Source organism: Mycobacterium sp. NGS58 (genome assembly GCF_059812385.1).
In genome coordinates, this window is the sequence record NZ_JCALCO010000007.1 from 174075 (window position 1) to 197610 (window position 23536).

Annotated in this window: 24 protein-coding genes, 3 tRNA genes and 1 pseudogene; 12 read left to right on the forward strand and 16 right to left on the reverse strand. The window is 67.5% G+C overall.

All coding sequences use genetic code 11. The features are described from left to right. Positions 1–3 precede the first annotated feature (3 nt). On the reverse strand, positions 4–621 hold the full coding sequence (locus AC5Y4H_RS09385; RefSeq protein WP_499980637.1) for a DUF7158 domain-containing protein: 618 nt from the start codon (positions 619–621) through the stop codon (positions 4–6). Next, complete coding sequence (locus AC5Y4H_RS09390) at positions 618–4808, reverse strand: glycoside hydrolase family 38 N-terminal domain-containing protein (protein ID WP_499980638.1); 4191 nt, start codon at positions 4806–4808, stop codon at positions 618–620. The genes AC5Y4H_RS09385 and AC5Y4H_RS09390 overlap by 4 nt, the downstream gene beginning before the upstream one ends. Positions 4809–4875: 67 nt before the next feature. Between AC5Y4H_RS09390 and AC5Y4H_RS09395 the strand changes: the two genes are divergently transcribed. From AC5Y4H_RS09395 to AC5Y4H_RS09425, 7 genes are all read left to right on the forward strand, one after another. Further along, positions 4876–5490, forward strand: coding sequence for a DinB family protein (locus tag AC5Y4H_RS09395; protein ID WP_499980641.1), 615 nt, complete (start codon positions 4876–4878; stop codon positions 5488–5490). 41 nt (positions 5491–5531) lie between these two features. Next, entirely contained in the window at positions 5532–6878 is a 1347-nt protein-coding gene (locus AC5Y4H_RS09400; protein ID WP_499980647.1) for an ABC1 kinase family protein, read from the forward strand. Continuing rightward, positions 6878–7783 carry an alpha/beta fold hydrolase gene (locus AC5Y4H_RS09405; protein ID WP_499980649.1) on the forward strand — a complete coding sequence of 302 codons (906 nt, stop codon included), beginning with the start codon at positions 6878–6880 and terminating at the stop codon, positions 7781–7783. Before AC5Y4H_RS09400 ends, AC5Y4H_RS09405 begins: the two co-directional genes overlap by 1 nt. Before the next feature lie 88 nt (positions 7784–7871). Next, positions 7872–8732: a cyclopropane mycolic acid synthase family methyltransferase gene (locus tag AC5Y4H_RS09410; RefSeq protein WP_499980651.1), complete on the forward strand. Its 861-nt coding sequence runs from the start codon at positions 7872–7874 to the stop codon at positions 8730–8732. A gap of 223 nt (positions 8733–8955) precedes the next feature. Further along, complete coding sequence (mmaA4, locus tag AC5Y4H_RS09415; protein WP_499980653.1) at positions 8956–9852, forward strand: hydroxymycolate synthase MmaA4; 897 nt, start codon at positions 8956–8958, stop codon at positions 9850–9852. A gap of 81 nt (positions 9853–9933) precedes the next feature. Beyond that, positions 9934–10632 (forward strand): YciI family protein, encoded by a 699-nt coding sequence (locus tag AC5Y4H_RS09420; protein ID WP_499980655.1) that lies wholly within the window; start codon positions 9934–9936, stop codon positions 10630–10632. A 3-nt stretch (positions 10633–10635) separates the two neighbouring features. Next, entirely contained in the window at positions 10636–11853 is a 1218-nt protein-coding gene (locus tag AC5Y4H_RS09425) for an RNA polymerase sigma factor (protein WP_499980657.1), read from the forward strand. Here the strand turns inward: AC5Y4H_RS09425 and rplA are convergent. The 12 genes from rplA to AC5Y4H_RS09485 all read right to left on the reverse strand — a co-directional run bounded on the left by rplA (position 11850) and on the right by AC5Y4H_RS09485 (position 16907). Further along, positions 11850–12557, reverse strand: coding sequence for a 50S ribosomal protein L1 (rplA, locus tag AC5Y4H_RS09430; protein WP_499980662.1), 708 nt, complete (start codon positions 12555–12557; stop codon positions 11850–11852). The two genes, AC5Y4H_RS09425 and rplA, sit on opposite strands and share 4 nt — an antisense overlap. 77 nt (positions 12558–12634) lie before the next feature. Further along, on the reverse strand, positions 12635–13063 hold the full coding sequence (gene rplK, locus AC5Y4H_RS09435; protein ID WP_066907205.1) for a 50S ribosomal protein L11: 429 nt from the start codon (positions 13061–13063) through the stop codon (positions 12635–12637). 47 nt (positions 13064–13110) lie between these two features. Next, positions 13111–13908, reverse strand: a complete 798-nt coding sequence (gene nusG / locus AC5Y4H_RS09440) for a transcription termination/antitermination protein NusG (protein ID WP_499980663.1) — start codon at positions 13906–13908, stop codon at positions 13111–13113. Positions 13909–13933: 25 nt separating this feature from the next. Further along, the gene (gene secE / locus AC5Y4H_RS09445; protein WP_499980665.1) at positions 13934–14380 is read right to left on the reverse strand and encodes a preprotein translocase subunit SecE; all 447 of its coding nucleotides are present in this window, start codon (positions 14378–14380) and stop codon (positions 13934–13936) included. A 95-nt stretch (positions 14381–14475) separates the two neighbouring features. Then, a tRNA-Trp gene (locus AC5Y4H_RS09450) sits at positions 14476–14548 on the reverse strand. A gap of 145 nt (positions 14549–14693) precedes the next feature. Continuing rightward, positions 14694–15194 carry a (3R)-hydroxyacyl-ACP dehydratase subunit HadC gene (gene hadC, locus AC5Y4H_RS09455; protein ID WP_499980666.1) on the reverse strand — a complete coding sequence of 167 codons (501 nt, stop codon included), beginning with the start codon at positions 15192–15194 and terminating at the stop codon, positions 14694–14696. Positions 15195–15197: 3 nt separating this feature from the next. Then, positions 15198–15626 (reverse strand): (3R)-hydroxyacyl-ACP dehydratase subunit HadB, encoded by a 429-nt coding sequence (hadB, locus tag AC5Y4H_RS09460; RefSeq protein ID WP_067122372.1) that lies wholly within the window; start codon positions 15624–15626, stop codon positions 15198–15200. Next, positions 15613–16065, reverse strand: a complete 453-nt coding sequence (gene hadA / locus AC5Y4H_RS09465) for a (3R)-hydroxyacyl-ACP dehydratase subunit HadA (protein WP_499980761.1) — start codon at positions 16063–16065, stop codon at positions 15613–15615. Before hadA ends, hadB begins: the two co-directional genes overlap by 14 nt. 75 nt (positions 16066–16140) lie before the next feature. Beyond that, positions 16141–16308, reverse strand: a complete 168-nt coding sequence (rpmG, locus tag AC5Y4H_RS09470) for a 50S ribosomal protein L33 (RefSeq protein WP_003898538.1) — start codon at positions 16306–16308, stop codon at positions 16141–16143. A gap of 40 nt (positions 16309–16348) precedes the next feature. Then, a tRNA-Met gene (locus AC5Y4H_RS09475) sits at positions 16349–16422 on the reverse strand. Positions 16423–16474: 52 nt separating this feature from the next. Continuing rightward, positions 16475–16547 (reverse strand) — tRNA-Thr (locus tag AC5Y4H_RS09480). A gap of 153 nt (positions 16548–16700) precedes the next feature. After that, a complete protein-coding gene (locus AC5Y4H_RS09485; protein WP_499980668.1) occupies positions 16701–16907 on the reverse strand; it encodes a type II toxin-antitoxin system VapB family antitoxin in 207 nt (68 codons plus the stop codon). A 90-nt stretch (positions 16908–16997) separates the two neighbouring features. Between AC5Y4H_RS09485 and AC5Y4H_RS09490 the strand changes: the two genes are divergently transcribed. The 5 genes and pseudogenes from AC5Y4H_RS09490 to AC5Y4H_RS09510 all read left to right on the forward strand — a co-directional run bounded on the left by AC5Y4H_RS09490 (position 16998) and on the right by AC5Y4H_RS09510 (position 22311). Continuing rightward, positions 16998–17711, forward strand: a complete 714-nt coding sequence (locus AC5Y4H_RS09490; protein ID WP_499980670.1) for an MBL fold metallo-hydrolase — start codon at positions 16998–17000, stop codon at positions 17709–17711. 70 nt (positions 17712–17781) lie between these two features. Next, positions 17782–18635 (forward strand): annotated as a pseudogene (locus AC5Y4H_RS09495) (DUF8453 domain-containing protein). Further along, entirely contained in the window at positions 18632–19327 is a 696-nt protein-coding gene (locus AC5Y4H_RS09500) for a crotonase/enoyl-CoA hydratase family protein (protein ID WP_499980672.1), read from the forward strand. Before AC5Y4H_RS09495 ends, AC5Y4H_RS09500 begins: the two are co-directional and overlap by 4 nt. A gap of 60 nt (positions 19328–19387) precedes the next feature. Next, positions 19388–21835 (forward strand): molybdopterin oxidoreductase family protein, encoded by a 2448-nt coding sequence (locus AC5Y4H_RS09505; protein ID WP_499980674.1) that lies wholly within the window; start codon positions 19388–19390, stop codon positions 21833–21835. After that, positions 21832–22311, forward strand: coding sequence for a hypothetical protein (locus AC5Y4H_RS09510; protein WP_499980676.1), 480 nt, complete (start codon positions 21832–21834; stop codon positions 22309–22311). Before AC5Y4H_RS09505 ends, AC5Y4H_RS09510 begins: the two co-directional genes overlap by 4 nt. A gap of 90 nt (positions 22312–22401) precedes the next feature. On the opposite strand, the gene cynS is transcribed toward AC5Y4H_RS09510, so the two are convergent. Then, positions 22402–22863, reverse strand: coding sequence for a cyanase (gene cynS, locus AC5Y4H_RS09515; RefSeq protein ID WP_499980678.1), 462 nt, complete (start codon positions 22861–22863; stop codon positions 22402–22404). 39 nt (positions 22864–22902) lie between these two features. Then, positions 22903–23418 carry a nitroreductase family protein gene (locus AC5Y4H_RS09520; protein WP_499980680.1) on the reverse strand — a complete coding sequence of 172 codons (516 nt, stop codon included), beginning with the start codon at positions 23416–23418 and terminating at the stop codon, positions 22903–22905. Positions 23419–23536: the final 118 nt, after the last annotated feature.

Here is a 23536-nt window from a genome sequence, read left to right on the forward strand (position 1 = left end):
CGTTCAGTGCCGGTGAGTGTTGTCGGGTTGGCGAGGGTCTCCGGGATGCTCGTAGCCGGGCGCCAACTTCACCAGCGCGGCGCGGCGCGCGTCCAGCCACAGCCGGAAGGCGCGCCGCCGTGCGGCGCCGCGTAGCTGCTCTTCGATCGCCGATCGCACGTCGTCCAGCGGTGGCGCCGCTGACGCCGCTGTGCGCCAGCCGTGTTCGCCTGGTTGCGGTGCGGCAAAGCGCAGGGGGTTGCGGGCGTGATAGGCGGCCACGTCGGCGTCGGCAACCCGCACCGCGGCGGTGACCTCCGCGAACAGCGCGCGGGCACGCGGATCGGCCAGCGCGGCCGCGGCGAAGCTGCCGATCTCCAGCCGGGCCGTCACGTCGGGCAGCAAGTCGGCCTCGGACGGCGCGCCGCGTCCGCTCAGCCCGCGCGCGGCCGCCTCCGCGGCGACCACCCGCTCGGTGACGATCAGCTGGGTCAGCCAGCGCCGCAGTTGGCGGCCCTCGCTGGAGCCGCTGACCGGCAGGCCGGCCGCGCCGCGTGAGGCGCGCAGCCGCGCTTCGGCGGCGTCGAGGTCACCCGCCGACACGGCCACGCCGGCAACGGTCGCTATCGGCTGGACGCTCATGTCACCGTCACCTTCACCGCCGGCGAGTAGACCAGTCGGCCGGCGCAGCCGATCCGCACCAGCGCCCACCACTGGCCGGGTTCCAGCCAGGCCGGCGGCGTCAGCTGGAAGCCTAGGTCGACGGTGGCGCGGGCGGGTAGCACCGCGCCGAGCGCCCCGGGACCCATCCAGGCCCACGTGCCCCACGGGCTGATCAGATGGGCCTCGAGATTCAGGTCGGCGCCGGCGTGGCTGCCGACCGTGACGGTCAGGGTGCCCGCTTCGCCGGGCTCGAGCGTGACGTCGGTGGGACCGTCGGCGAGGTAGACGAGCTCACCGGCTCCCCCGCCCACGGTCACCACGCAGACGTCCTCGACGGGCTGGCGCCAGGAGGCCGGGACCTCGTCGCCGGTGATGCGAAGTTCGGCGTGGACCGGGTAGCTACCGGGTTCGGCGCGCGCCGGGACCGACACCGCCACGTCGGTGTGCAGGTAGTCGCCGCCGGGCAGGGTGAAGGGCAGCTCGGCGGGTGTGGCCGTCCAGCCGTCCGGGCATCGGAGGGTGACCGTGCCGCGCAGCGTGGTGTCGGTGCTGTCGCTGGCCGCGGTGAGGCGCAACGTCACCTGGTCGCCGGCCTGCCCGGTCACCCGCAGCGGGTGCAGGTGGGCCATCGCAGGCAGCCCGCCGAGCGGCGCGGGGCCGCGATTGTGCAGCCAGTACCGCGCGTACAGCGGCTGCGCGGACTCGGCGTGCGGGGCCAGGTCGGCGGCGCCGGTCGCTGCCCGGGTCGCGTCGAAGCGGGCCAGCACGGTGGCCACCTGGTAGCCGTGCAGCTGGACCGTGGACACCGGCTCGGGGTGCGCTTCCAGCAGATCCGCGCGCGCCAGGTCGCGCACCGTCGCCACGTCGGAGTCGATGACGACGCCGGCGCCCTCGCCGGTTGTCTCCACCAGGCGCAGGGCGACGGCGGTCGGGTCCAGCGGCGCCGCGCTGCCCGCCGCGAGTGGGTTGCCGGCGGCCTTGAGGGCGGCCAGCTGTACCGATTCGGCCGGCTCGACGCGCAGCAGCGACCCGACCGTCGGCAGCCCCGCCCCCCGCCGCCCCGATGCGACGGCGAGCAGTGGCTGGGAGAACTGCGCACTGCGGGTGGGGACCTCGGCCTGCCGCCAGTCGCCGGCCCCGCTGACCAGTGCGTAGTCGAAGGTGTGGGTCCAGTGCTGCAGCTGGAAGTTGGACCCGTCGGGCGCGGTGCGGCGCGGGTCGTCGATCCAGATGCCCGAGGGCCAGCCGGTGCAGGACCGCATCAGCGCGGTGTGCAGCGTGCCCGCGGTGTCGACGGCGAAGCTGGGCACCCCGCGGTTGAGCAGGGCGACGGTGCGGTCCTCGAAACGTTCTGTGCCTGAGGGTGCTTGCTGCGCGACGGTGATCTCGGCGTCGCCGAGGTCGTCGGCCACGGCGGTGATCGCGGCCCGCAGGTCGTGCTCGTCGCGTCCGTCGATGACCAGCACCGGCAGCGCGCGGTGCGCACGCAGGTCGGCGTCGGGCACCCACACCGCGTCCAACGGCGTCTCGGCCGGCACCCACACCCGGGCCCGGCCGGTGGCGGTCAGCTGGCGCTCCAGTTCTTCGGCGTACGCCGGAGCGTCGGCCAGCACGGCCGCGGCGAAGGCGTTGCGGGCGGGCCCGCCCAGCACGATGCGAACGTCGGGCAGATTGGAATCGACCTCGAGGTTGCCGTAGCGGGGCTTGTCCGCGGAGCTGCAGGTGGCCGTGACGCCGGCGCGGACCAGCGCGACCATCAGCTCCCGGGCCAGCGGACCCGACACCGCTTCGGCCGGCGACACCACCTCGGCGACCGACATGGCCCGCACGCCGGTGTCCGATATCCGGACCCGGGCCGCCGAGGACAGCCCGAACCAGCCGTACGCCGGGTTGTCCAGGGTCCACAGGTGCTGGGCGGTGTCGACCGAGCGAGGACCGTCGTGCAGCAGCGCAAAACCCCGGCCCACGACGGCGTCGCCCACCTCGCTGACCGGCATGGCGCCCGGCACCGGGCACGGCCAGCGCAGCCGCACCAGCTGGTCGGCGCCGCTGAACTCATCGATCGTGGTGCGGCACTCCACCCTTGCGACGCCGTGCCACAGGGTCAGGGTCTGCGTGTAGCGCAGCAGCGTGCCGATCCGGCCGTGCACCACCACCCGCTGACCGAGGGGCCCGTGGAAGGCCTGCACCCGCGCCGGACCTTCGGACGAGCAGACCACCGGACCCTTGGGCAGCAGATGCCACGGGCCCTCGCCCTGGTTCGGGTGCGCCGGATATTCCTCGTAGACGGCCAGCTCGTTGCCCACCGCGGGACCGGCGATCAGCTCGCGTCCGTCCTGGATCAGCGAGGAGACTCCCCCGCCGCGCGCCGGGTCGACCTCGAGGCGGTAGTGCTCGTTGGCGATCACCGATCCCGCGACCGGTTGCCAGCCGGCGGGTTCGCCCCGTTCGGGCACGGGCACCAACCGGTATGCCCGCCAACCCAGCGACGGCACCCCGCGCGCCAGCCAGCTGACCGACCGGCCGCCGTGCTCGACGTGGGCCGCGTGCTCGACACCGTCGGCATCGAGCACCCGGACCCGGTCGCCCCGGTCGAGGCGCACGGTGACGATGTCGGTGCGTGGGCAGGTCAAGGGATTCCACACGACCACGTCGCCGTCGATTCCGCCGGACAGCAAGGCCAGCGAGTTGTCGCGGGCCGCGCGGCCCAGCTCCCAGGCGTCGCGCCACCCGGTCAGCAGATCGAGGTACACCTGGTCGGATTCCGAACCGGTGATGGCGTCGTGGTGTGCGCCGTAGACCAGCTGCACCCAGGCCTTGGCCAGGGCGGCCTGCGGGTACGCAGCACCGGTCAGCAGCCCGGCGAACACCGCGAAGCGCTCGGCCTGCAGCACGGCGTTCTCGGCGGCCCGGTTGGCCTGCTTGGTGTCGATGTACGACACGTCCTTGCCGGTGTAGATCGGGTTCATGTCCCGGGTCTGGGGCGATGGTTCTCGAGGCGCACCGCGCCCATGCGCCAGCTCGGCACGGACGGCCGCGAAGAAGTCGCACGGCAGCGCGCACACGAACCGCGGCCAGGTGTAGCGGGCGGCCCAGTGTCGGTGGATCTCGGTGACCCACTTGTTGGGCGGGGTGTAGTCGGTGCCGACGGGCAACAGCACGTTGCGGGTCAGGGCGACCTTTTTGAGCTGATCGAAGAGTTCGTACGTGGCGTTCTCGGCCTCGTCCAGTGACGCCGCGGAATCCATCCACCAGCCCGCCGAATAGTGCGCGGGCATGTAATGGGTGAGCAGGCCGCGCCCAGATGGCGAGATCCACTCGAACTCGCTGCAGAACTGCATCCGCTCGAGGCCGCGGGGTTCCGGGCCGATGTCGGGGCCGCCGTGGGCCGGGCCCCACTGGTGGTGCGGTCCCCTGGCCCACGAACTGGACGTCAGCCCCGCGTCGGCGGCCATCCCGGGGAATTGTGGATCGTGGCCGAACACGTCCAGCTGCCACGCGGTGGCGGGGTTTGCGCCAACGACGTGCCGCTGAAAACCCATGCCGTGGACCAGGTTCCGGATCGTCGTCTCGGGGCTGGTGAGGTTGGTGTTGGGTTCGTTGTAGGTGCCGCCCATCACCTCGACGCGGCCCTGGTCGATGAGCCGGCGCAGGTCGGCCCGGTCCTCGGGGTGGGTGTCCCAGTACGGCTTGAGGTAGTCGACCTCGGCCAGCACGAACTTGTACTCGGGGTCGCGGCGCGCCATCTCCAGGTGCGCGTGCACCAGGTCGAAGCCGTTCTGTTGGCGGGCCCGCCCCGGCGGGTCCTCCGCCCACTCGCTGGTGTAGGCGCCCTGGGTGTTCCACCACACCGGGTCGTAGTGGAAGTGGCTGACCATGAACATGGTCCAGCCCGGCTCGGCCACGGTGAACTCGAACGGCAGCCGCTGACCACCGGCCTGCACCCGCGCGGTGCGGCGCTGCCCGACGACGGCCTCGTGCACCGTCACCGCGACCTCGACGACCTCGCGCCCGGGTTCGGCGATCGCCTGCCCGAGCAGGCCGCGCCCGTCGACGCGGATCGGCGTGGGTTTGTCACACTCGGAGACGGTGACGCGGACCAGCTGCAGCGGCGCGTGCGGTGGCCCGACGAACAGGTCGGTCGACTCGGCCTTCGTCAGTCGCATGCCGAAACCACCTGCATCCCCGCACCTTACGGCGCGCGAGACCCTAGGATCGAGCTAACATCCGACAGTGCCCGCCCTCGCCCCGCCGGTTGCCGACGAACGCAGCGCCCTTCACGAATTCCTGGCATACCACCAGAGCGCGTATTTCGCGGTCAGCCACGGCCTCACCGACGACCAGGCCCGCTCCACGCCCTCGGTCAGCGCGCTGTCGATCGGGGGGCTGGTCAAGCACGCCACCGGAATGCAACGCAGCTGGATGGCGCGCGTGGCCGCGGCGCCGGAGGCGCCGCCGAAAGACCCCCGCCCGTTCGAGCAGATCGCCGCGGAGTTCGCCGACCAGCACGTGATGCGGCCCGACGAGACGCTGGCCGGGCTGCTGGCGTCGTTCAAGGCGCAGAACGCGACATCGCTGCGGCTGGTGGAGACCGCGGACCTGGACGCCGCGGTGCCGGTTCCGCGGGACATCCCGTGGTTCCCCAAGGACCAGCGGGCCTGGTCGGTGCGCTGGGTGATTTTGCACGTGATCAACGAGCTGGCCCGGCATGCCGGGCACGCCGACATCATCCGGGAGACGATCGACGGCGCCACCATGTACGAGCTGATCGCCGCGCGGGAGGGCTGGGCGATCGAGGGCTGGGTGCAGCCGTGGAAAAGCGGGCAAAGCGGTCGGCGCCCGAGTTAGAGGATTGGGACTCATCCGTTCGGGTTTGGCACACTGCACTGATGAGCTCTACCAAACATCGAGAGGGCGCCAAGCTCGACCGGGTGCCGTTGCCGGTCGAAGCGGCCCGGGTAGCCGCGACGGGTTGGCAGGTCACCCGCACCGGCGCCCGCATCCTCACCAAGCTTCCGGGTAGAGGCGCGTGGCAGCAGAAGGTGATCAAGCAGCTGCCGCAAACCTTCGCCGACCTGGGACCGACGTACGTCAAGTTCGGACAGATCATCGCCTCCAGCCCCGGGGCGTTCGGCGAATCCTTGTCCCGGGAGTTCCGCGGGCTGCTCGACCGGGTGCCGCCCGCCGACTCCGGCGAAGTGCACAAGCTCATCGTCGAAGACCTCGGCGGTGACCCGTCGGAGTTGTTCGCCAAATGGGACGAGACGCCGTTCGCATCGGCGTCCATCGCGCAGGTGCACTACGCCACCCTGCACACCGGTGAGGAGGTGGTCGTCAAGATCCAGCGGCCGGGCATCCGGCGCCGCGTCGCGGCCGACCTGCAGATCCTCAAGCGTTTCGCCCAGGCCGTCGAACTGGCGAAGCTGGGCCGCCGGCTCTCGGCGCAGGACGTGGTCGCCGACTTCTCCGACAACCTGGCCGAGGAGCTGAACTTCCGGCTCGAGGCCCAGTCGATGGAAGCCTGGGTGTCGCACCTGCACGCCTCCCCGCTGGGCAAGAACATCCGGGTGCCGCAGGTGTTCTGGGACTTCACCAGCGACCGGGTGCTGACCATGGAGCGGGTGCAGGGCATCCGGATCGACGACGTCGCGGCCATCCGCAAGGCCGGGTTCGACGGTGTCGAGCTGGTCAAGGCGCTGCTGTTCTCGCTGTTCGAGGGCGGGCTGCGGCACGGGCTGTTCCACGGCGATCTGCACGCAGGCAACCTCTACGTCGACGACCAGGGCCGCATCGTCTTCTTCGATTTCGGCATCATGGGCCGCATCGATCCCCGCACCCGCTGGCTGCTGCGCGAGCTGGTGTACGCGCTGCTGGTCAAGAAGGACCACGCCGCGGCGGGCAAGATCGTGGTGTTGATGGGCGCGGTCGGCACCATGAAGCCCGAGGCCGAGGCCGCCAAGGACCTGGAGAAGTTCGCGACCCCGCTGACCATGTCGACGCTGGGCGACATGTCCTACGCCGACATTGGCCGGCAGTTGTCGGCGCTGGCCGACGCCTACGATGTCAAGCTCCCCCGCGAGCTGGTGCTGATAGGCAAGCAATTCCTTTACGTCGAGCGGTACATGAAGCTGCTGGCGCCCAGGTGGCAGATGATGTCGGATCCGCAACTGACGGGCTATTTCGCGAACTTCATGGTCGAAGTCAGCCGCGAGCACTCCTCCGACATCGAGGTCTGATGGAGGTCCGCACCGGGAACGCCACGTCGGGCGACTTGAAGCTGTACTACGAGGACATGGGCGACTTCGACGACCCGCCCGTGCTGCTGATCATGGGGCTGGGCGCCCAGCTGCTGCTGTGGCGAACCGAGTTCTGCGAGAAGCTGGTCGGCCACGGCCTGCGCGTCATCCGGTACGACAACCGGGATGTCGGCCTGTCGAGTAAGACCCCGCGTCCGAGCTCGGGGCAGCCGCTGGTGACGCGCCTGGTCCGGTCCTTTCTGGGGCTGCCGAGCAAGGCGGCGTACAAGCTGGAGGACATGGCCGACGACGCCGCGGCCGTGCTCGATCACTTGGGCATCGAGCGGGCGCACGTCGTGGGCGCTTCGATGGGCGGCATGATCGCCCAGATTTTCGCCGGGCGATTCCAGGGGCGGACGAAAACGCTCGGCGTCATCTTCTCCAGCAACAATTCGTCGTTCCTGCCGCCGCCCGGGCCCCGCCAGTTGCTGGCCCTCATCAAGGGGCCGGCGCCGAGCTCGCCGCGCGACGTGATCATCGACAATGCGATCCGGGTCAGCAAGATCATCGGCAGCCCGCGGTACCTGGCTTCCGAGGAGCAGCTCCGGGCGGAGGCCATCGAAAGCTACGACCGGAGCTACTACCCGTGGGGCGTCGCCCGGCATTTCGACGCCGTGCTGGGCAGCGGCAGCCTGCGTCGCTACAACCGGCGGACCACCGCGCCCACCGTGGTGATCCACGGCCTGGCCGACAAGCTGATGCGCCCGTCCGGAGGGCGCGCCGTGACGCGGGCGATCGATGGGGCCCGACTGGTGACATACGACGGCATGGGCCATGATCTTCCACAGCAGTTGTGGGATCAGGTGATCGGCGTGCTCACGGAAAACTTCGATGAGGCACGCTAGCCAAAAACATTTGATAGAAACGCATCCCCGTGATTTTCAGTCCATGTCGCGGGGTTGTACGGTTGGCACAGAAGGGTGGGTGTCTCAAATGGCCAAGCTGAAGCCGTATTACGAAGAGTCGCAGGCAACCTACGACATTTCGGACGACTTCTTCGCGCTGTTCCTCGACCCGAACATGGTCTACACCTGCGCCTACTTCAAGAACGACGACATGACCCTGGAAGAGGCGCAGCTCGCCAAGATCGATCTGGCGCTGGACAAGATGAAACTCGAGCCGGGAATGACGGTGCTCGACGTCGGATGCGGCTGGGGGGGCGCCGTGGTCCGGGCGGTGGAGAAATACGACGTGAATGTCATCGGCATCACGCTGAGCCGCAACCACTACGCGCGCACCAAAGCGAGGCTGGCGGCGATCCCGACAACGCGGCGCACCGAGGCCCGCCTGCAGGGCTGGGAAGAGTTCGACGAGCAAGTCGATCGGATCATCAGCTTCGAGGCCTTCGACGCATTCAAGAAAGAGCGCTGGCCCGCGTTCTGGGATTGGGCCTACCAGACTCTTCCCGAAGGCAGCAGAATGCTGATGCACAGCATTTTCACGCATCCGCAGAACTACTGGCACGAGCACGGCATCACGATCACGATGTCCGATCTGCGATTCCTGCGCTTCCTCGGCAAGGAAATCTTCCCTGGCGGGAACATGTGCGGCGAACCCGATATCGTCGACTATTCCCGGGACAGCGGATTCACGCTCGAGCACACGCAATATCTGCAACCGCATTACGCGCGCACGCTCGACACGTGGGCGGCCAATCTTGCCGCAAATCGCGAACGGGCCATCGCCATCCAGTCCGAAGAGGTCTACGACCGCTTCATGCGCTATCTGACCGGCTGCGCGGAGCTTTTCCGCAAGGGCATTTCCAACGTGGCCCAGTACACGCTCACCAAGTAACGCCCGGTCGGCCGCGGCCGACCGGTCCGTGGCGGGTGGGTTGGCGTGAAACAGTTCACCCTGGAAAAGTAGACTCCACATTCGCGGTCGGGACCGCGACGCGCACGTGCACCCTTGCGAATTCAGGTCTCGGCATTGGGTATCGTTGCAGGTCACACGCGACCCCGCCGGTGCGTGCGCGGATCGCAGGAAGTGCACCTCATCGGAGGAGAACAGGACGAAAATGGCTGAGCAACCGACTAGCCCGACGAAGACGCGGACGCGTTCGGAGGACATCCAGGCGCATTACGACGTCTCCGACGACTTCTTCGGCCTGTTCCAGGACCCGTCCCGGATCTACAGCTGCGCCTACTTCGAGCGCGACGACATGAGCCTGGAAGAGGCCCAGTACGCCAAGATCGACCTCAACCTGGACAAATTGGACCTCAAGCCGGGCATGACCCTGCTCGACATCGGCTGCGGGTGGGGCACCACCATGAAGCGCGCCGTCGAGCGGTTCGACGTCAACGTCATCGGCCTGACGCTGTCCAAGAACCAGCACGCCCGCGCCGAAGCGTTGCTCGGTTCGATCGACAGCGAGCGCTCGCGCGACGTCCGCCTGCAGAACTGGGAGGATTTCAACGAGCCCGTCGACCGCATCGTGTCGATCGAGGCCTTCGAGCACTTCGGCCACGAGAACTACGACGACTTCTTCAAGCGGACGTTCGACATCATGCCCGACGACGGCCGGATGACCGTTCAAAGCAGTGTCAGCTACCACCCGTACGACCTGGCGGCGCGCGGCAAGAAGCTGAGCTTCGAGACGGCGCGGTTCATCAAGTTCATCGTCACCGAGATCTTCCCGGGCGGCCGGCTGCCGTCCACCCAGATGATGGTCGACCACGGTGAGAAGGCGGGATTCGTTGTGCCCGAACCGCTTTCGCTGCGGCCGCACTACATCAAGACCCTGCACATCTGGGGCGACACGCTTGAGTCGAATAAGGACAAGGCCATCGAGGTCACCTCAGAAGAGGTCTACAACCGCTACATCAAATATCTGCGCGGCTGCGAGCACTACTTCGGCGACGAGATGCTCGACGTCAGCCTGGTGACCTACCTCAAGCCGGGAGCTGCCGCCTAGCTGTCGGATCGGCGCTGCGGCGTTCGTCGAATAGGTAGAGAGTGGAGCACGAGGCTTCGCTCGCAACCGGAGGTGACGAACATGCAGTACTTCGCGCTGTTGATCAGTCAAGAGCAAGACCGCGCACCCGACGATGCGGCCGCAGCGATGGCGGCGTGGGAGAACTTCCACGCCAAAGCCGGCTCGGCGATCAAATCCGGAGACGCGCTGGCTCCCGCCGCCGCCGCGGTGGTCATCACCGGCGGCCCGGACGCGCCGGTGGTCACCGACGGGCCCTTCGCCGAGACCGCCGAGGTGGCCTGCGGCTACTACATGTTCGAAGCGGAGAACCTCGACGAGGCGCTGGCGCTGGCGCGCGATGTCCCGCTCGCCGCGTTCGGGGCCGTGGAAGTGTGGCCCGCGGTGCATTCACTTGAGCTGACCCGCAAGCTCACCGGCAACGACTGGCTCGCGCTGCTGCTGGAGCCGCCCGCCACCGCCCACACCCCGGGCACACCCGAGTGGGACGCGGTGGCGGCCAAGCACGCCGACCTCCACGCGGCCGCGGGCGATCACATCGTCGGCGGTGCGGCGCTGCACGACCGGTCCACGGCGACGACCGTGCGGGTGCGCAACGGCGAGGTTCTGATCACCGACGGGCCATACGTTGAGGGCGCCGAAATAGCTACTGGTATCTACCTACTGAGCGCCGCCGACCGCGACGAGGCCGTCAAGATCGCATCGATGATTCCCGCCTCGACGGTGCAGGTGCGGCAACTGGCTGGAGTCTCGGCCCTGTAGAGCATGGCGAACCTGGACGGCGTCTTCCGCCGGGAATGGGGACCCGCCGTGGCTACCCTCGCGCGGTGGTCCGGTGACCTCACCGTCGCCGAGGACGCCGTCCAGGAGGCCTGCGCCGAAGCGCTGCGCGCCTGGCCGCGCGACGGGGTGCCCGCAAACCCGGGCGGCTGGCTGGTAACCGTCGGCCGCAACCGGGCCCGGGACCGATTGCGCCGCGAGTCCTTGCGTCCGGGAAAGGAATTGGTGGCTGTGCTGGACGACATCATGGCGCGCACCGATCACACCGACCCGCATCCCGTTCGCGACGACGAGTTGCGGATGATGTTCACCTGCGCCCACCCGGCGCTGGACCGGCAGTCGCAATTGGCCCTGACGCTGCGATTGGTGTCCGGTTTGACCGTCGGCGAGATCGCGCGTGCGCTGTTGCAGACCGAGGCGGCCATCGGTCAGCGAATCACGCGCGCCAAGAACAAGATCCGGCACGCCAACATCCCGCTGCGGGTGCCGCCCGCCGAGTTGCTGCCCGAGCGCACGCCGCACGTGTTCGGTTGCGTCTATTCGGTGTTCACCGAGGGCTACTGGTCGACCGCCGGCCCGTCGGCGATCCGGGACGACCTGTGCGACGAAGGGATCCGGCTGGGCGCGGAGCTGTGCGCGCTGCTGCCCGACGAGCCGGAGGCGCACGCCCTGTCCGCCCTGATGCTGCTGCATGATTCGCGGCGCGCGACCCGCGTGGACGATTCCGGGATGCTGGTGCCGCTCGAGGACCAGGACCGGCGCCGATGGGACCGCGGGCGCATTTCGCGCGGGCTCGACCGGTTGCGGCACGCCCAAGGCTCGACGGGCCCCTATCTGCCTCAGGCCGTGATCGCGGCGCTGCACGCCACGGCACCGTCCTGGGAGCAGACCGATTGGGTTACCATCTGCGCGGCCTACGACCGGCTGTTCGGTTTGACCGATTCGCCGGTGGTGGCCGCCAACCGGGCGCTGGCGATCGGATTTCGCGACGGCCCCGATGCCGGCCTGGCCGCTCTGGACAAGGTCGCAGACGACCCGAGGCTGACCCGCTCGAACCTGGTCGCGACCGTGCGCGCCGACCTGCTGCGGCGCGCGGGCAGACCCGCCGCCGCGCTCGCCTGGTATCGAGCGGCGTTGCAGTCCAATGGATCCGACCCCGGCCGCGAGTTTCTGCGGCGGCGCATCGCCGAGTGCGGGGGTTAGCCCTCCGCGAAGTTGCGCGTGACGGCGGGGTCCACCGGGATGCCCGGCCCGGTCGTCGTCGAGACCACGATCTTGCGCAGGTAGCGGCCCTTGGACGCGGACGGCTTGAGCCGCAGCACCTCGTCCAGCGCGGCGCCGTAGTTCTCGGCCAGGGACTTCTCGTCGAAGGACGCCTTGCCGATCACGAAGTGCAGGTTGGCCTGCTTGTCGATGCGGAAGTTGATCTTGCCGCCCTTGATGTCGGCCACGGCCTTGGCGACGTCGGGGGTCACGGTGCCGGTCTTGGGGTTCGGCATCAGGCCGCGCGGTCCCAGGATCCGCGCGATGCGACCTACCTTGGCCATCTGGTCGGGCGTCGCGATCGCGGCGTCGAAGTCGAGGAACCCGCCCTGGATCTTCTCGATCAGGTCGTCACTGCCCACGATGTCGGCGCCGGCGGCCTGCGCCTGCTCGGCCTTGTCACCGACGGCGAACACCGCGACGCGGGCGGTCTTACCGGTGCCGTGCGGCAGGTTGACGGTGCCGCGGACCATCTGGTCGGCCTTGCGCGGGTCAACGCCCAGCCGGATCGCCACCTCGACGGTCGAGTCCTGCTTGGTCGACGACGTTTCCTTGGCGAGCTTGGCCGCTTCCAGCGGGGTGTAGAGATTGTCGCGGTCCACCTTCTCGGCGGCGGCGCGGTATGCCTTGCTGTTCTTGCTCATTGATTCATCCAATCGTGCGTTGGGTCGTGGTTGAAAAGCGGGCCGGAGCTGGCCCTCCCACGGTGGTGGTGCGGGTATTACTCGACGGTGATACCCATCGACCGGGCGGTGCCGGCGATGATCTTGGCGGCTGCGTCGATGTCGTTGGCGTTCAGATCGGCCTTCTTGGTCTCGGCGATCTCCTTGACCTGATCCCAGCTGACCTTGGCGACCTTGGTCTTGTGCGGCTCGGCCGATCCCTTGCCCACACCGGCGGCCTTGAGCAGCAGCTTGGCGGCGGGCGGCGTCTTGAGCGCGAAGGTGAAGCTGCGGTCTTCGTAGACCGTGATCTCCACCGGGATGACGTTGCCGCGCTGGTTTTCTGTCGCGGCGTTGTATGCCTTGCAGAACTCCATGATGTTGACGCCGTGCTGACCGAGCGCGGGCCCGACCGGCGGCGCCGGGTTGGCCTGCCCCGCCTGGATCTGAAGCTTGATCAGCCCGACGACTTTCTTCTTCGGGGCCATGAGATTGTGCTGTTCCTTCCTGGTTTACGCCGGGCGTATGCGCCGGTTTAGAGCTTGGAGACTTGGCCGAACGTCAACTCGACCGGGGTTTCGCGGCCGAAGATCGACACCAGCACCTTGAGCTTCTGCTGTTCGCCGTTGACCTCGCTGATCGTGGCCGGCAACGTCGCAAACGGGCCGTCCATGACCGTCACCGATTCGCCGACTTCGTAGTCGACCTCGATGGCCGGGCGTTCCAGGCCGCCCACCTCGGCGGCGGCGGCGGTGGTGGCGGCGCCCTTGGCGGCCTTCTTGGTCGCGCCGCGCGGCAGCAGGAACTTGACCACGTCGTCGAGCGTCAGCGCCGACGGGCGCGAGGTCGCCCCGACGAACCCGGTGACGCCGGGGGTGTTGCGGACCGCGGCCCACGAGTCGTCGGTGAGGTCCATGCGCACCAGGATGTAGCCGGGCAGCACCTTGCGGTTGACCTGCTTGCGCTGGCCGTTCTTGATCTCGGTGACCTCTTCGGTGGGCACCTCCACCTGGAAGATGTAGTCACCGACATCGAGGTTCTGCACACGGGTTTCGAGGTTGGCTTTCACCTTGTTCTCGTATCCCGCGTAGGAGTGGATGACATACCAGTCGCCGGGCTTGCTACGCAGTTCCGCCTTGAGCGTGGCGGCCGGGTCGGCCTCTTCGGCCGGTTCCTCGGGCGCCGCGGCGGCCTCGGCCGTCTCGTCGGTGGCGGCGTCCGCGGTCGCCTCGGTGACCTCAGCGGCCGCAGAGGTGTCCGTGGCCTGCGCCTCAGCGATTTCGTCCACGTCGACCGCTTCACCCGCGGACGGGTCACCGTCGAAGGTTGTCACGGTTTGAGTCCTCTCTGTCAATCGCTCAGCCGAACACCAACAGCACCAGCTTGGTCAGGCCGAAATCCGCCAGGCCGACCAGCGCCACCATGAAGGCCAGGAAAGCCAGCACAACGGAGGTGTAGGTGAGCATCTGCTTGCGGTTGGGCCAGATGACCTTCCGCATCTCTGCAACAACCTGCTTGAGGTAGTTGTAGACGAACACGAACGGGTTGACCCGCTGGTCGCCGGCCTTGGTCTTCGCGGCCTTCTTGGCCTTCGCGCCCTTCTTGGCCTTGCTCGGCGCGGAGACCTCGACCTCGTCGGAAGCCTCGGCGTCGTCGCCGCCCTCGACCGCCCGCTGCCGGGACCGCTTGCCCGTGGGGCGCTGTGGCCGCGTCACCACCGCTGTCCGACCGGCGCTCGCGCGGCCGTCCTCGTTCTCAGTGCCGTCGCTTGCGGCGTCGTTGGCAACATCGCCTTCGTCGCTCACCGCATGCTCCTTTGTTTGCTAGTACTTCGCGAACCATCCCGCCGATGGTGGGAACTTTCTTCCAGTGTCCACCATGCCAGGACGTTCGCCATTAGCAGGGGCGACAGGACTTGAACCTGCAACCTGCGGTTTTGGAGACCGCTGCTCTGCCAGTTGAGCTACGCCCCTTCGCGGTTGGCAGGCCAACCTGCGCTTACCTACCGGGGCCTACATGACACGCGCGCCTTCCGATTTGCTCGACTCACGGAAAGCGCGCTAATGCTGGGAAAACCCCGAGGACCGAGTGTACAACGGTGCGGGAGTCAGATACTAATTACGCCGTCCTGACGACCTGCCCGGACTCCGGGTCCCAGCGCAGGTTGTCGGACTGTTCGGCGTACTGGCTCATCAGCGTGGTGTAGGCCTCCAGGACCGGCTCACCCTGATCGTTGGTGCAGATGTTCTTGGTGACGACGATGTCGGCCCCGAAGCGCTCGTCTACCGACTGGATCTCCATCCGGGCCCACAGCTTGTCGCCGGCCTTGATCGGCTTGAGGAAGACGAACCGCTGGTCGACCTGGACGATCACCAGGGTTTCCATGCCGATGTCGACATGCCGGAAGAAGTCCAGCTGGACCAGCTTGGCGAAGATGGTCGCGAAGGTCAGCGGCGCGAGAATCGCGCTGTGGCCCAGTTCCGCGGCGGCGTCTTCGTTGTAGTAGGCGGGGTGGTCGTTCTTGATGGATTGCGCGAACGCACGCAGCTGCTCTCGCCCCACTTCGAAGGAATCGGCATACCGCCAGATCATTCCGCGGATGTCTGTCTTGAGCGCCATGGGCTACGCCAGAGTCGCGGACGCGATCGCCCTGCCGAAAATCTTCTTGCCGCCGGTGGTCGCCGTGAGCGCGATGGTCACGGACTTCGTCTCGGGATCAGCGGACTTCACCCGGCCGCTGAAGACTAGTTCGGCGCCCTTGCCGTCGTTGGGCACCGGCACCACGGCAGTGAACCTTACGTTGTACTCGGTGACCGCCCCGGGGTCGCCGATCCATGCGGTGACGTAACCGCCGCCTATGCCCATGGTCAGCATGCCGTGCGCAATCGCCGTGTCCAGGCCGACGACCTTGGCGATCTCGTCGTCCCAGTGGATCGGGTTCAAGTCGCCCGAAACACCCGCGTAATTCACCAGATCCTGTCGGGTCAGCGGGTAGGTCTTCTCGGGAAGCTGGTCACCCACCTTCACGGAACTGAACTCACGCAGTGGCATCAGAAAATCCCTCTTCTCCATCCTCGCCCGCACGGCCCGCGAGGGTCGTGTAGGTCTCTTGCACCACTTCACCGGTTTGGTTGGTGACGATGTTCTTCGTCACGATGATCTGAGTGCCATGCGACTGACGCACCGAATCCACGTAAACGTCGCAGAACAGCTTGTCGCCGGCCACGATCGGCTTCTGCATCTTGAGCACCTGGTCGACCTGGACGATTTGCTGGTCGGCGATCGCGATGTTCGCGTATTGGAAGAACGCGGTCTGGGCCTTGTATCCGAAAACACAGATGAAGGTCGGGGGCGCCACCAGACCGCCGTAACCGAGTTCGGCCGCCGCCTTCTCCTCGAGGAAGCAGGGATCGTGGTTTTGCACGGCCACCGCGTACTCGCGGATCTTCTCGCGCTCCACCTCGTAATGATCGGGGTAGCGGTAGTGCATCCCGACAATGCGTGTGGGTAACGGCACGGCTCTTAAACTACCTAGTCAATCGGAATAAACGCCCGCGGGTTGCCGCTAGCGCGTCTCCCGATGCGCCTGGTGCTTACCGCAGTTGGGGCAGAATTTCTTCAGCTCCAGTCGGTCCGGGTCGTTCCGGCGGTTTTTCTTGGTGATGTAGTTGCGGTGCTTGCACACCTCGCATGCCAAGGTGATCTTCGGCCGTACGTCGGTACTGGAAGCCATTACGGTTCTCTCTCGATTCCTGAACTGTGCTGTTGTGTTGTAGCGATGGCCGGACTCGAACCGGCGACCTAACGATTATGAGTCGTTCGCTCTAACCGACTGAGCTACATCGCCTCTGGCCACCCCATTCGGGGTCGGGGCCGCCACGCCTGCTCGGCGTCCGCCGAGCCCCCTAACGGAATCGAACCGTTGACCTTTTCCTTACCATGGAAACGCTCTACCGACTGAGCTAAGGGGGCCGTTCACCCGCAGCGATCTCCTCCGCGCGGGCCTAAAAGAGGGTACAGCCTGGCTCGCAGCGGAACCAAACCACGGGTAGCGACGACGCCGTCGGAAGCCGGTGCCCCTAATCGTGCGGGTTTACCCGGCGATCGATGAATCCGCGGCAAACATCAGCCGCTCTTGCCGTTGCGCCGAGGTTCCCAGGCACTGAGGTCGCTGAACTCGTCGTACTCATCGTCCTGTTCGACGGAATCGTCGTCGCTGAGCAGGGTCCGCAACGCGAGATTCACAGCCTCGCGCGCGTCGAGGAGATGGAAGCGGCGGATCGCCTCATCGATCAGATCGCCGTCGACCTCGATTTCGACCTTCTTCCTCATGCGCCAACAATACCCAGGGGGTACCGACCTAATCGGCTGCGAAACGGCGGTGTCGGTGGGCCGTTTCGGGTGGCGTCCTAGTCTGGTCACGTGCCAGAGGACCGGCTGTATTTTCGACAACTGCTCTCCGGTCGCGACTTCGCCGCCGGCGATATGTTCGCGACGCAGATGCGCAACTTCGCCTACCTGATCGGCGACCGGCAAACGGGTGACTGCGTGGTCGTCGACCCGGCCTACGCCGCCGGCGACCTGCTCGATGCGCTGGAGGCCGATGGCATGCACCTCTCCGGCGTGCTGGTGACCCACCACCACCCCGACCACGTCGGTGGCTCCATGATGGGGTTCGCGCTGCCGGGCCTGGCCGAACTGCTGGACCGGGCACCGGTGCCGGTACACGTCAATGCTTATGAGGCACTGTGGGTTTCGCGCGTCACCGGGATTGGCCTGGGTGACCTGACCTCCCACGAGAACCACGACAAGATCAGCATCGGCGACATCGAGATCGAGCTGTTGCACACCCCCGGCCACACACCGGGCAGCCAGTGCTTTCTGCTCGACGGCCGACTCGTCGCCGGCGACACGCTGTTCCTGGAGGGCTGCGGACGCACGGACTTCCCCGGCGGGGACTCCGACGAGATGTACCGCAGCCTGCAGCGGCTCGCGACGCTGCCCGGTGACCCGACCGTGTTTCCGGGCCACTGGTATTCGGCGGAGCCCAGTGCGTCGCTCGCGGAGGTCAAGCGTTCCAACTACGTGTACCGGGCAGCGGACCTCGACCAATGGCGGATGTTGATGGGCGGCTGAGGCCGTATCGCTCGGTCGCGACCGGGCGGCGAGGCGACCGCCCCTGTGATATAAGCGGAGGGTGGATTCCATGGGTTGGATCCAGGACAGCTGGCATGATGTCACGCACGTCGGGTCCGACACCTGGATAGCGTGGGCGGCGTGGGCGGCGATCGTCCTGGCAATCGTCACGCTGGTCTTCACCAACAGGCAGATCAACCGGAATCGCCGCGTGGCGGCCGAGCAGACGCGTCCGCAGGTCGCGATGTTCATGGAGCCGCATTCCGCCGACTGGCACGTGATCGAACTCGTGGTCCGGAACTTCGGGCGGACCGCGGCCTACGACATCGGGTTCTCCTTTGCGAATCCCCCCACCGTGGCCGAATACGAGAACGCCACCGACGGCTACGCCGACGTCATCGAACTGCGGCTCCCGCACGAGCTGCCCATGCTGGCGCCCGGCCAGGAGTGGCGCATGGTGTGGGATTCCGCGCTCGACCGCGCCGAGATCGGCAGCGGCATCGAATCGCGCTTCACCGGCACCCTGACCTATTACGACCAGCCCCATCGCGGTCACCGCCGGCGGTTCTGGCAGCGCGCCCGTTCCCCGCTGCACACCGACGTCGTGCTGGACTGGGATGCCCTGCCGCCCGTCCAGCGCATCGAATTGATGACCACCCATGACCTGGCGAAGCGGGAGAAGGAGAAGCTGGAGCTGCTGCGCGGCCTGCTGACCTATTTCCACTACGTCAGCAAGGAGACCCGTCCCGAGGTGTTCCGCAGCGAGATCGAACGGATCAAGGCCGCGGTTCGGGAAACCCAAGACAGATGGCGCACACGCCAACTCGACGAACCCACCGATGTCAGCCTGCGCTGGAGTAACGCCGAAAACGACCTGGGCAAACACCACAGCCAGCCCGCCTGACGGCAAGGAGTAACCGATGAGCGCCCCGGTCCACTACAGCACCAAGGACTCCATCGCCGTCATCAAGATGGACGACGGCAAGGTCAACGCGCTGGGCCCGACCATGCAGCAGGCCCTCAACGACGCGATCGACCGTGCCGAGGCGGACGACGCCGGAGCACTGGTGATCGCCGGCAACGAACGCGTGTTCAGCGGCGGCTTCGATCTGAAGATCCTGACCTCCGGTGAGGTGCAGCCCGCGATCGACATGCTGCGCGGCGGATTCGAGCTCGCGTATCGCCTGTTGTCCTATCCCAAGCCGGTGGTGATGGCGTGCACCGGCCACGCCATCGCGATGGGGGCGTTCCTGTTGTCGGCCGGCGATCACCGGGTGGCGGCGCACGCCTACAACGTCCAAGCCAATGAGGTCGCGATCGGCATGGTCATTCCGTATGCCGCGCTGGAGATCATGAAGCTGCGGTTGACGCCCTCGGCCTACCAGCAGGCCGCCGGGCTCGCCAAAACGTTCTTCGGTGAAACCGCCCTTGCGGCAGGCTTTGTCGACGAGATCGTGTTGCCCGAGATGGTGATGGACCGCGCCGAAGAGGCCGCACGCGAATTCGCCGGTTTGAATCAGCGGGCGCACGCCGCCACCAAATTGCGCACCCGCGCCGACGCCCTGGCGGCCATCCGCGCCGGCATCGACGGGATCGAAGCCGAATTCGGGGTGTGAGCCGGGCGAGGGCGTTCGCCCGAGCCGGTTTCGCGGGCCGCTGCCGGGGAAGTCACCGGAATGGCCATCGATCGCATCGCAGACCCCTGGGGAACGCGAACTCCATACGGACCCGGCACGCACTGGCCCGAACGAGTCGACACCTACCTGGCCGACGGAGTCAGCGCCGAGTCGGTCGACCGTTGGGTGCAGTCGGCCGCGGTGCTTCATTCCAACGGCGACGGCCTGGACATCGCCGTCAAGGACGGGCGGATCGTGGGCGTGCGCGGGCGCGCCATCGACCGGGTCAACCACGGGCGGCTCGATCCGAAGGATCTGTTCGGCTGGCAGGCCAACGCCTCGGCTGACCGCCTCACCACACCGATGATCCGGGTCCGCGGGGAGCTGAAGCCGTGCGACTGGGACACCGCCATGCAAAGGATCGTGGACCGCACAAAGGACTTACTCGCCAGCTACGGCCCCAGCTCGATCGGGTTCTACACGTCCGGGCAGCTGTTCGCCGAGGCGTATTACACCCAAGGCGCGATCGCGCACGGGGCGATCGGCACCAACCACGTCGACGGCAACACCCGGCTGTGCACGGCGACGGCCGCCGAGGCGCTCAAGGAATCGTTCGGCTGCGACGGCCAGCCGGGGTCCTACACCGATGTCGACCACGCCGACGTCATCGCGTTGTTCGGGCACAACGTCGCCGAGACGCAGACGGTGCTGTGGGCGCGGATGCTGGACCGGCTGGCCGGAGACTCGCCGCCGTCGATCATCTGCGTCGACCCCCGGCTCACGCCGGTGGCCCGGCACGCCACCGTTCACCTGGCGCCGCTGCCCGGCACCAACGTGGCGTTGATGAACGGTCTGCTGCACGAGATCATCGGCCACGGATGGATCGACCGGGACTACATCGACACGCACACAGTCGGTTTCGACGAACTGCGCGACCGGGTCGCAGAGTTCCCGCCGGAGCGGGCTGCCGACATCTGCGGTGTGGCGGCCGATGACATCCGGCGCGCGGCGCGGCTGTTGGGCACGGCCAAGCGGTTGCTGTCCACCGTGCTGCAGGGTTTCTACCAGTCCCACCAGGCCACCGCGGCGGCCGTGCAGGTCAACAACATTCACCTGGTGCGCGGCATGCTGGGCAAGCCGGGCTGCGGGGTGCTGCAGATGAACGGGCAGCCGACCGCGGAGAACACGCGCGAGTGCGGGGCCGACGGGGACCTGGCCGGCTTCCGCAACTGGTCCAACGACTCCCACGTCGCCGAGTTGGCGAAGTTGTGGAATCTGGATCTCCTGCAGATTCCGCACTACGGTCCGCCGACGCACGCCATGCAGATCTTCCGCTACGCCGAAGAGGGAACGCTGCGGATGCTGTGGGTCACCGCCACCAATCCCGCGGTGTCGTTGCCGGAGCTATCGCGGATCCGCGACATCTTGTCGCAGGAACGGCTGTTCCTCATCGTGCAGGACATCTTTTTGACCGAGACCGCCGCGCTGGCCGACGTGGTGTTACCCGCCGCTGCGTGGGCAGAGAAAACCGGCATCTTCACCAACGCCGACCGCACCGTGCACCTGTCCGAAAAGGCCGTGGAGCCACCGGGTTCCGCGCGCTCCGACCTCGACATCTTCCTGGACTACGCGCGCCGGATGGACTTCCGCGACTCCGACGGCCAACCGTTCCCGCCCTGGACCGATCCGGAGTCGGCGTTCGAGGCGTGGAAGAAGTGCACCGCGGGCCGGCCGTGCGACTACACGGGTCTGACCTACGACAAGCTGCGCGGCGGCAGTGGAATCCAATGGCCTTGTAACACCGAGCATCCCGACGGCACTGAACGGCTCTACGCCGACGCGAAGTTCTGGGCGGCCCCGGACTACTGCGAGGCATACGGCAAAGACCTGATCACCGGCGCGCCCCTGCAGCCCGACGAGTACCGCTCGATGAACCCCTTCGGCAAGGCCGTCATCAAGGCGGCCGAGTACGTGCCACCGCACGAGCAACCGAGCTCCGAGTACCCGTTCGCCCTGATCACCGGCCGCACCGTCTACCATTTCCATACCCGCACCAAAACCGCTCGGGCACAACAACTTCAGCAGGCCGCCCCGCAGGTCTGGGTAGAGGTCTCCGAAGGAGACGCGCAGCGCCTTGGCGTCGGGGAAGGCGATCTCGTCGAGGTGAGCACGCCGCGCGGTTGCGTGCGCTGCGCCGCGCGCATCTGCGGCATCCGCGACGGTGTGCTGTTCGTGCCCTTCCATTACGGCTACTGGGACACCGACGGCGGGGCTCATCACCGGGCCGGCAACGAATTGACGCTGACCGATTGGGATCCGGTGTCCAAGCAGCCGATCTACAAGACGGCCGCCGCCCGGCTGCGCAAGGTTCGGGCAAGGCCGCCCGGCCGCGACGGGCACGTGCCGACCACCGCGGCGTCGGCACCGGTCAACGGATCCGTGCCCGCGACGGTAGGCGGGGCGATGGCCGGCGTCACCGAAGTCGTCCCCGCGGGAGGCCGGCCATGAAGCTGAAGTTGGCGATCCGCGAGCTGCACCGTTCGGAACGCAAGCTGGCGCATGAGTTCAACGTGGTGGCGGCGCGTCACCCCAGTGACCAAGACATTTACCACCTCGCGCGCGACATGTCGCGCTGGTCGCAGCATCATGTCAGCGAGCTGGCGCGGCACGGCCATCACTATGGTCTGCGCCTGTCCGCGGAGCCGCGCACGGGCGCGATCACCGGATTTCTGCAGTCACGGATGAGTGGCCTGCTGCGCCACCGGCCGGAGCCCGGTCTGGCACTGCTCGCCGACCTGCGCCGGATTCACCGGCTGTCGGCGGGAGTGTCGCTGGACTGGGAGCTGCTGGCGCAGGGCGCACAGGCCGCCAAGGATGCCGAGCTGCTGAGCCTGTCGTCGCGCTGCCACCCCGAGATTTTGCGCCAGATGCGCTGGGCCAACGCGATGCTCAAAGAGCTTTCCCCGCAGGTCTTGATGAACTGAGACGTCGAACGCGGTGGCCGCCGCTGGCCGCCACCGCGTTCCCTTCGCCTCCTCGACGCTAGTCTGACACGGCCGCGACGCGCCGTCACTTCACTTGGCGTCCTCCGCCCCGACCCATTGATAGGGAAGGAATTTCCCGTCGAACGTCACCACGACGCGGTCACCGGACGGGTGGGGCCTTTTTTGCACGTCGAGGCTGAAGTTGATCGCGCTCATAATGCCGTCGCCGAACTGTTCGGCGATCACCTCCTTGAGGGCGCCGCCGTATACCTGCAGGGCCTCGTAGAAGCGGTAGATCGTCGGGTCCGTGGGGACCGCGGTGGGCAGCCCGCCACGCATCGGGGCGGCGGCCAGCACCGGCACCACCGATTCGTCCAGCTTCAACTTGTCGGCCAGAACCTTGGCCTGCTCCACCGGAATCGGATGCTGGCCGAGCAGCGCCGCCGTCGTCCACATGAGCGGCCTGCCGATCGCGTCGGCCAGCTGTTGCCACGTCAGCCCCTCCCGGAGCCGGGCTGACACGACCTGTTCGGTGACTTCGGTTCTGTTCATAGCCCCCAAGCATGCCCGCCGGGCATCACCCTTGCGCGGTCACCAGCGGCCGTGGTGGACGACCTCGGCGAAGGGGCGGCGGTTCGGCTTGCGGATCGGGGTTAGCGGACGATCGGCGGGATAGCCCATTCCGAGCAGGAAGGCCACCAGGTGATCGTCGGGCACGCCCAAAATGGCGCGGGCCTTGTCCTGATCCCCCACCGACGAATGACCGGTCCCGATCCCCAGGTCGGTGGCGGCGATCATCATCGCCATGGTGGCCTGGCCGACGTCGTAGTTGTCGGTGACCACCCGGCGCTCGTCGGGCGGCACCGGGGCCACGATCGCAATCGCGGCCGCGGCCCCGGCGATGTGACCGGCGCCCCGCCAGACCGTTGACAACTCGGCCAGCTGGTCGCGGTCGGTGACGATGACGAAATCCCACGGCTGGCGGTTCTTCGCCGACGGCGCGCGCCAACCGGCCTCGGCGATGCGGTCCAGATCCTCGGCCGGTATCGGCCTCGGCTGATACTCCCGGACATTGCGACGTGCGCAGATCGCGTCCCAAGCTTCCATTCGGGTCCCTCCGGTAACTGTTCGGTTGGATCAACCGGCGCCGCATGGCACCGATTCCCATGGGGTATCCGCGCCCGTAAGCGCCCACCCGCGTCGGCGTCCGGGTTTATCGTGACAG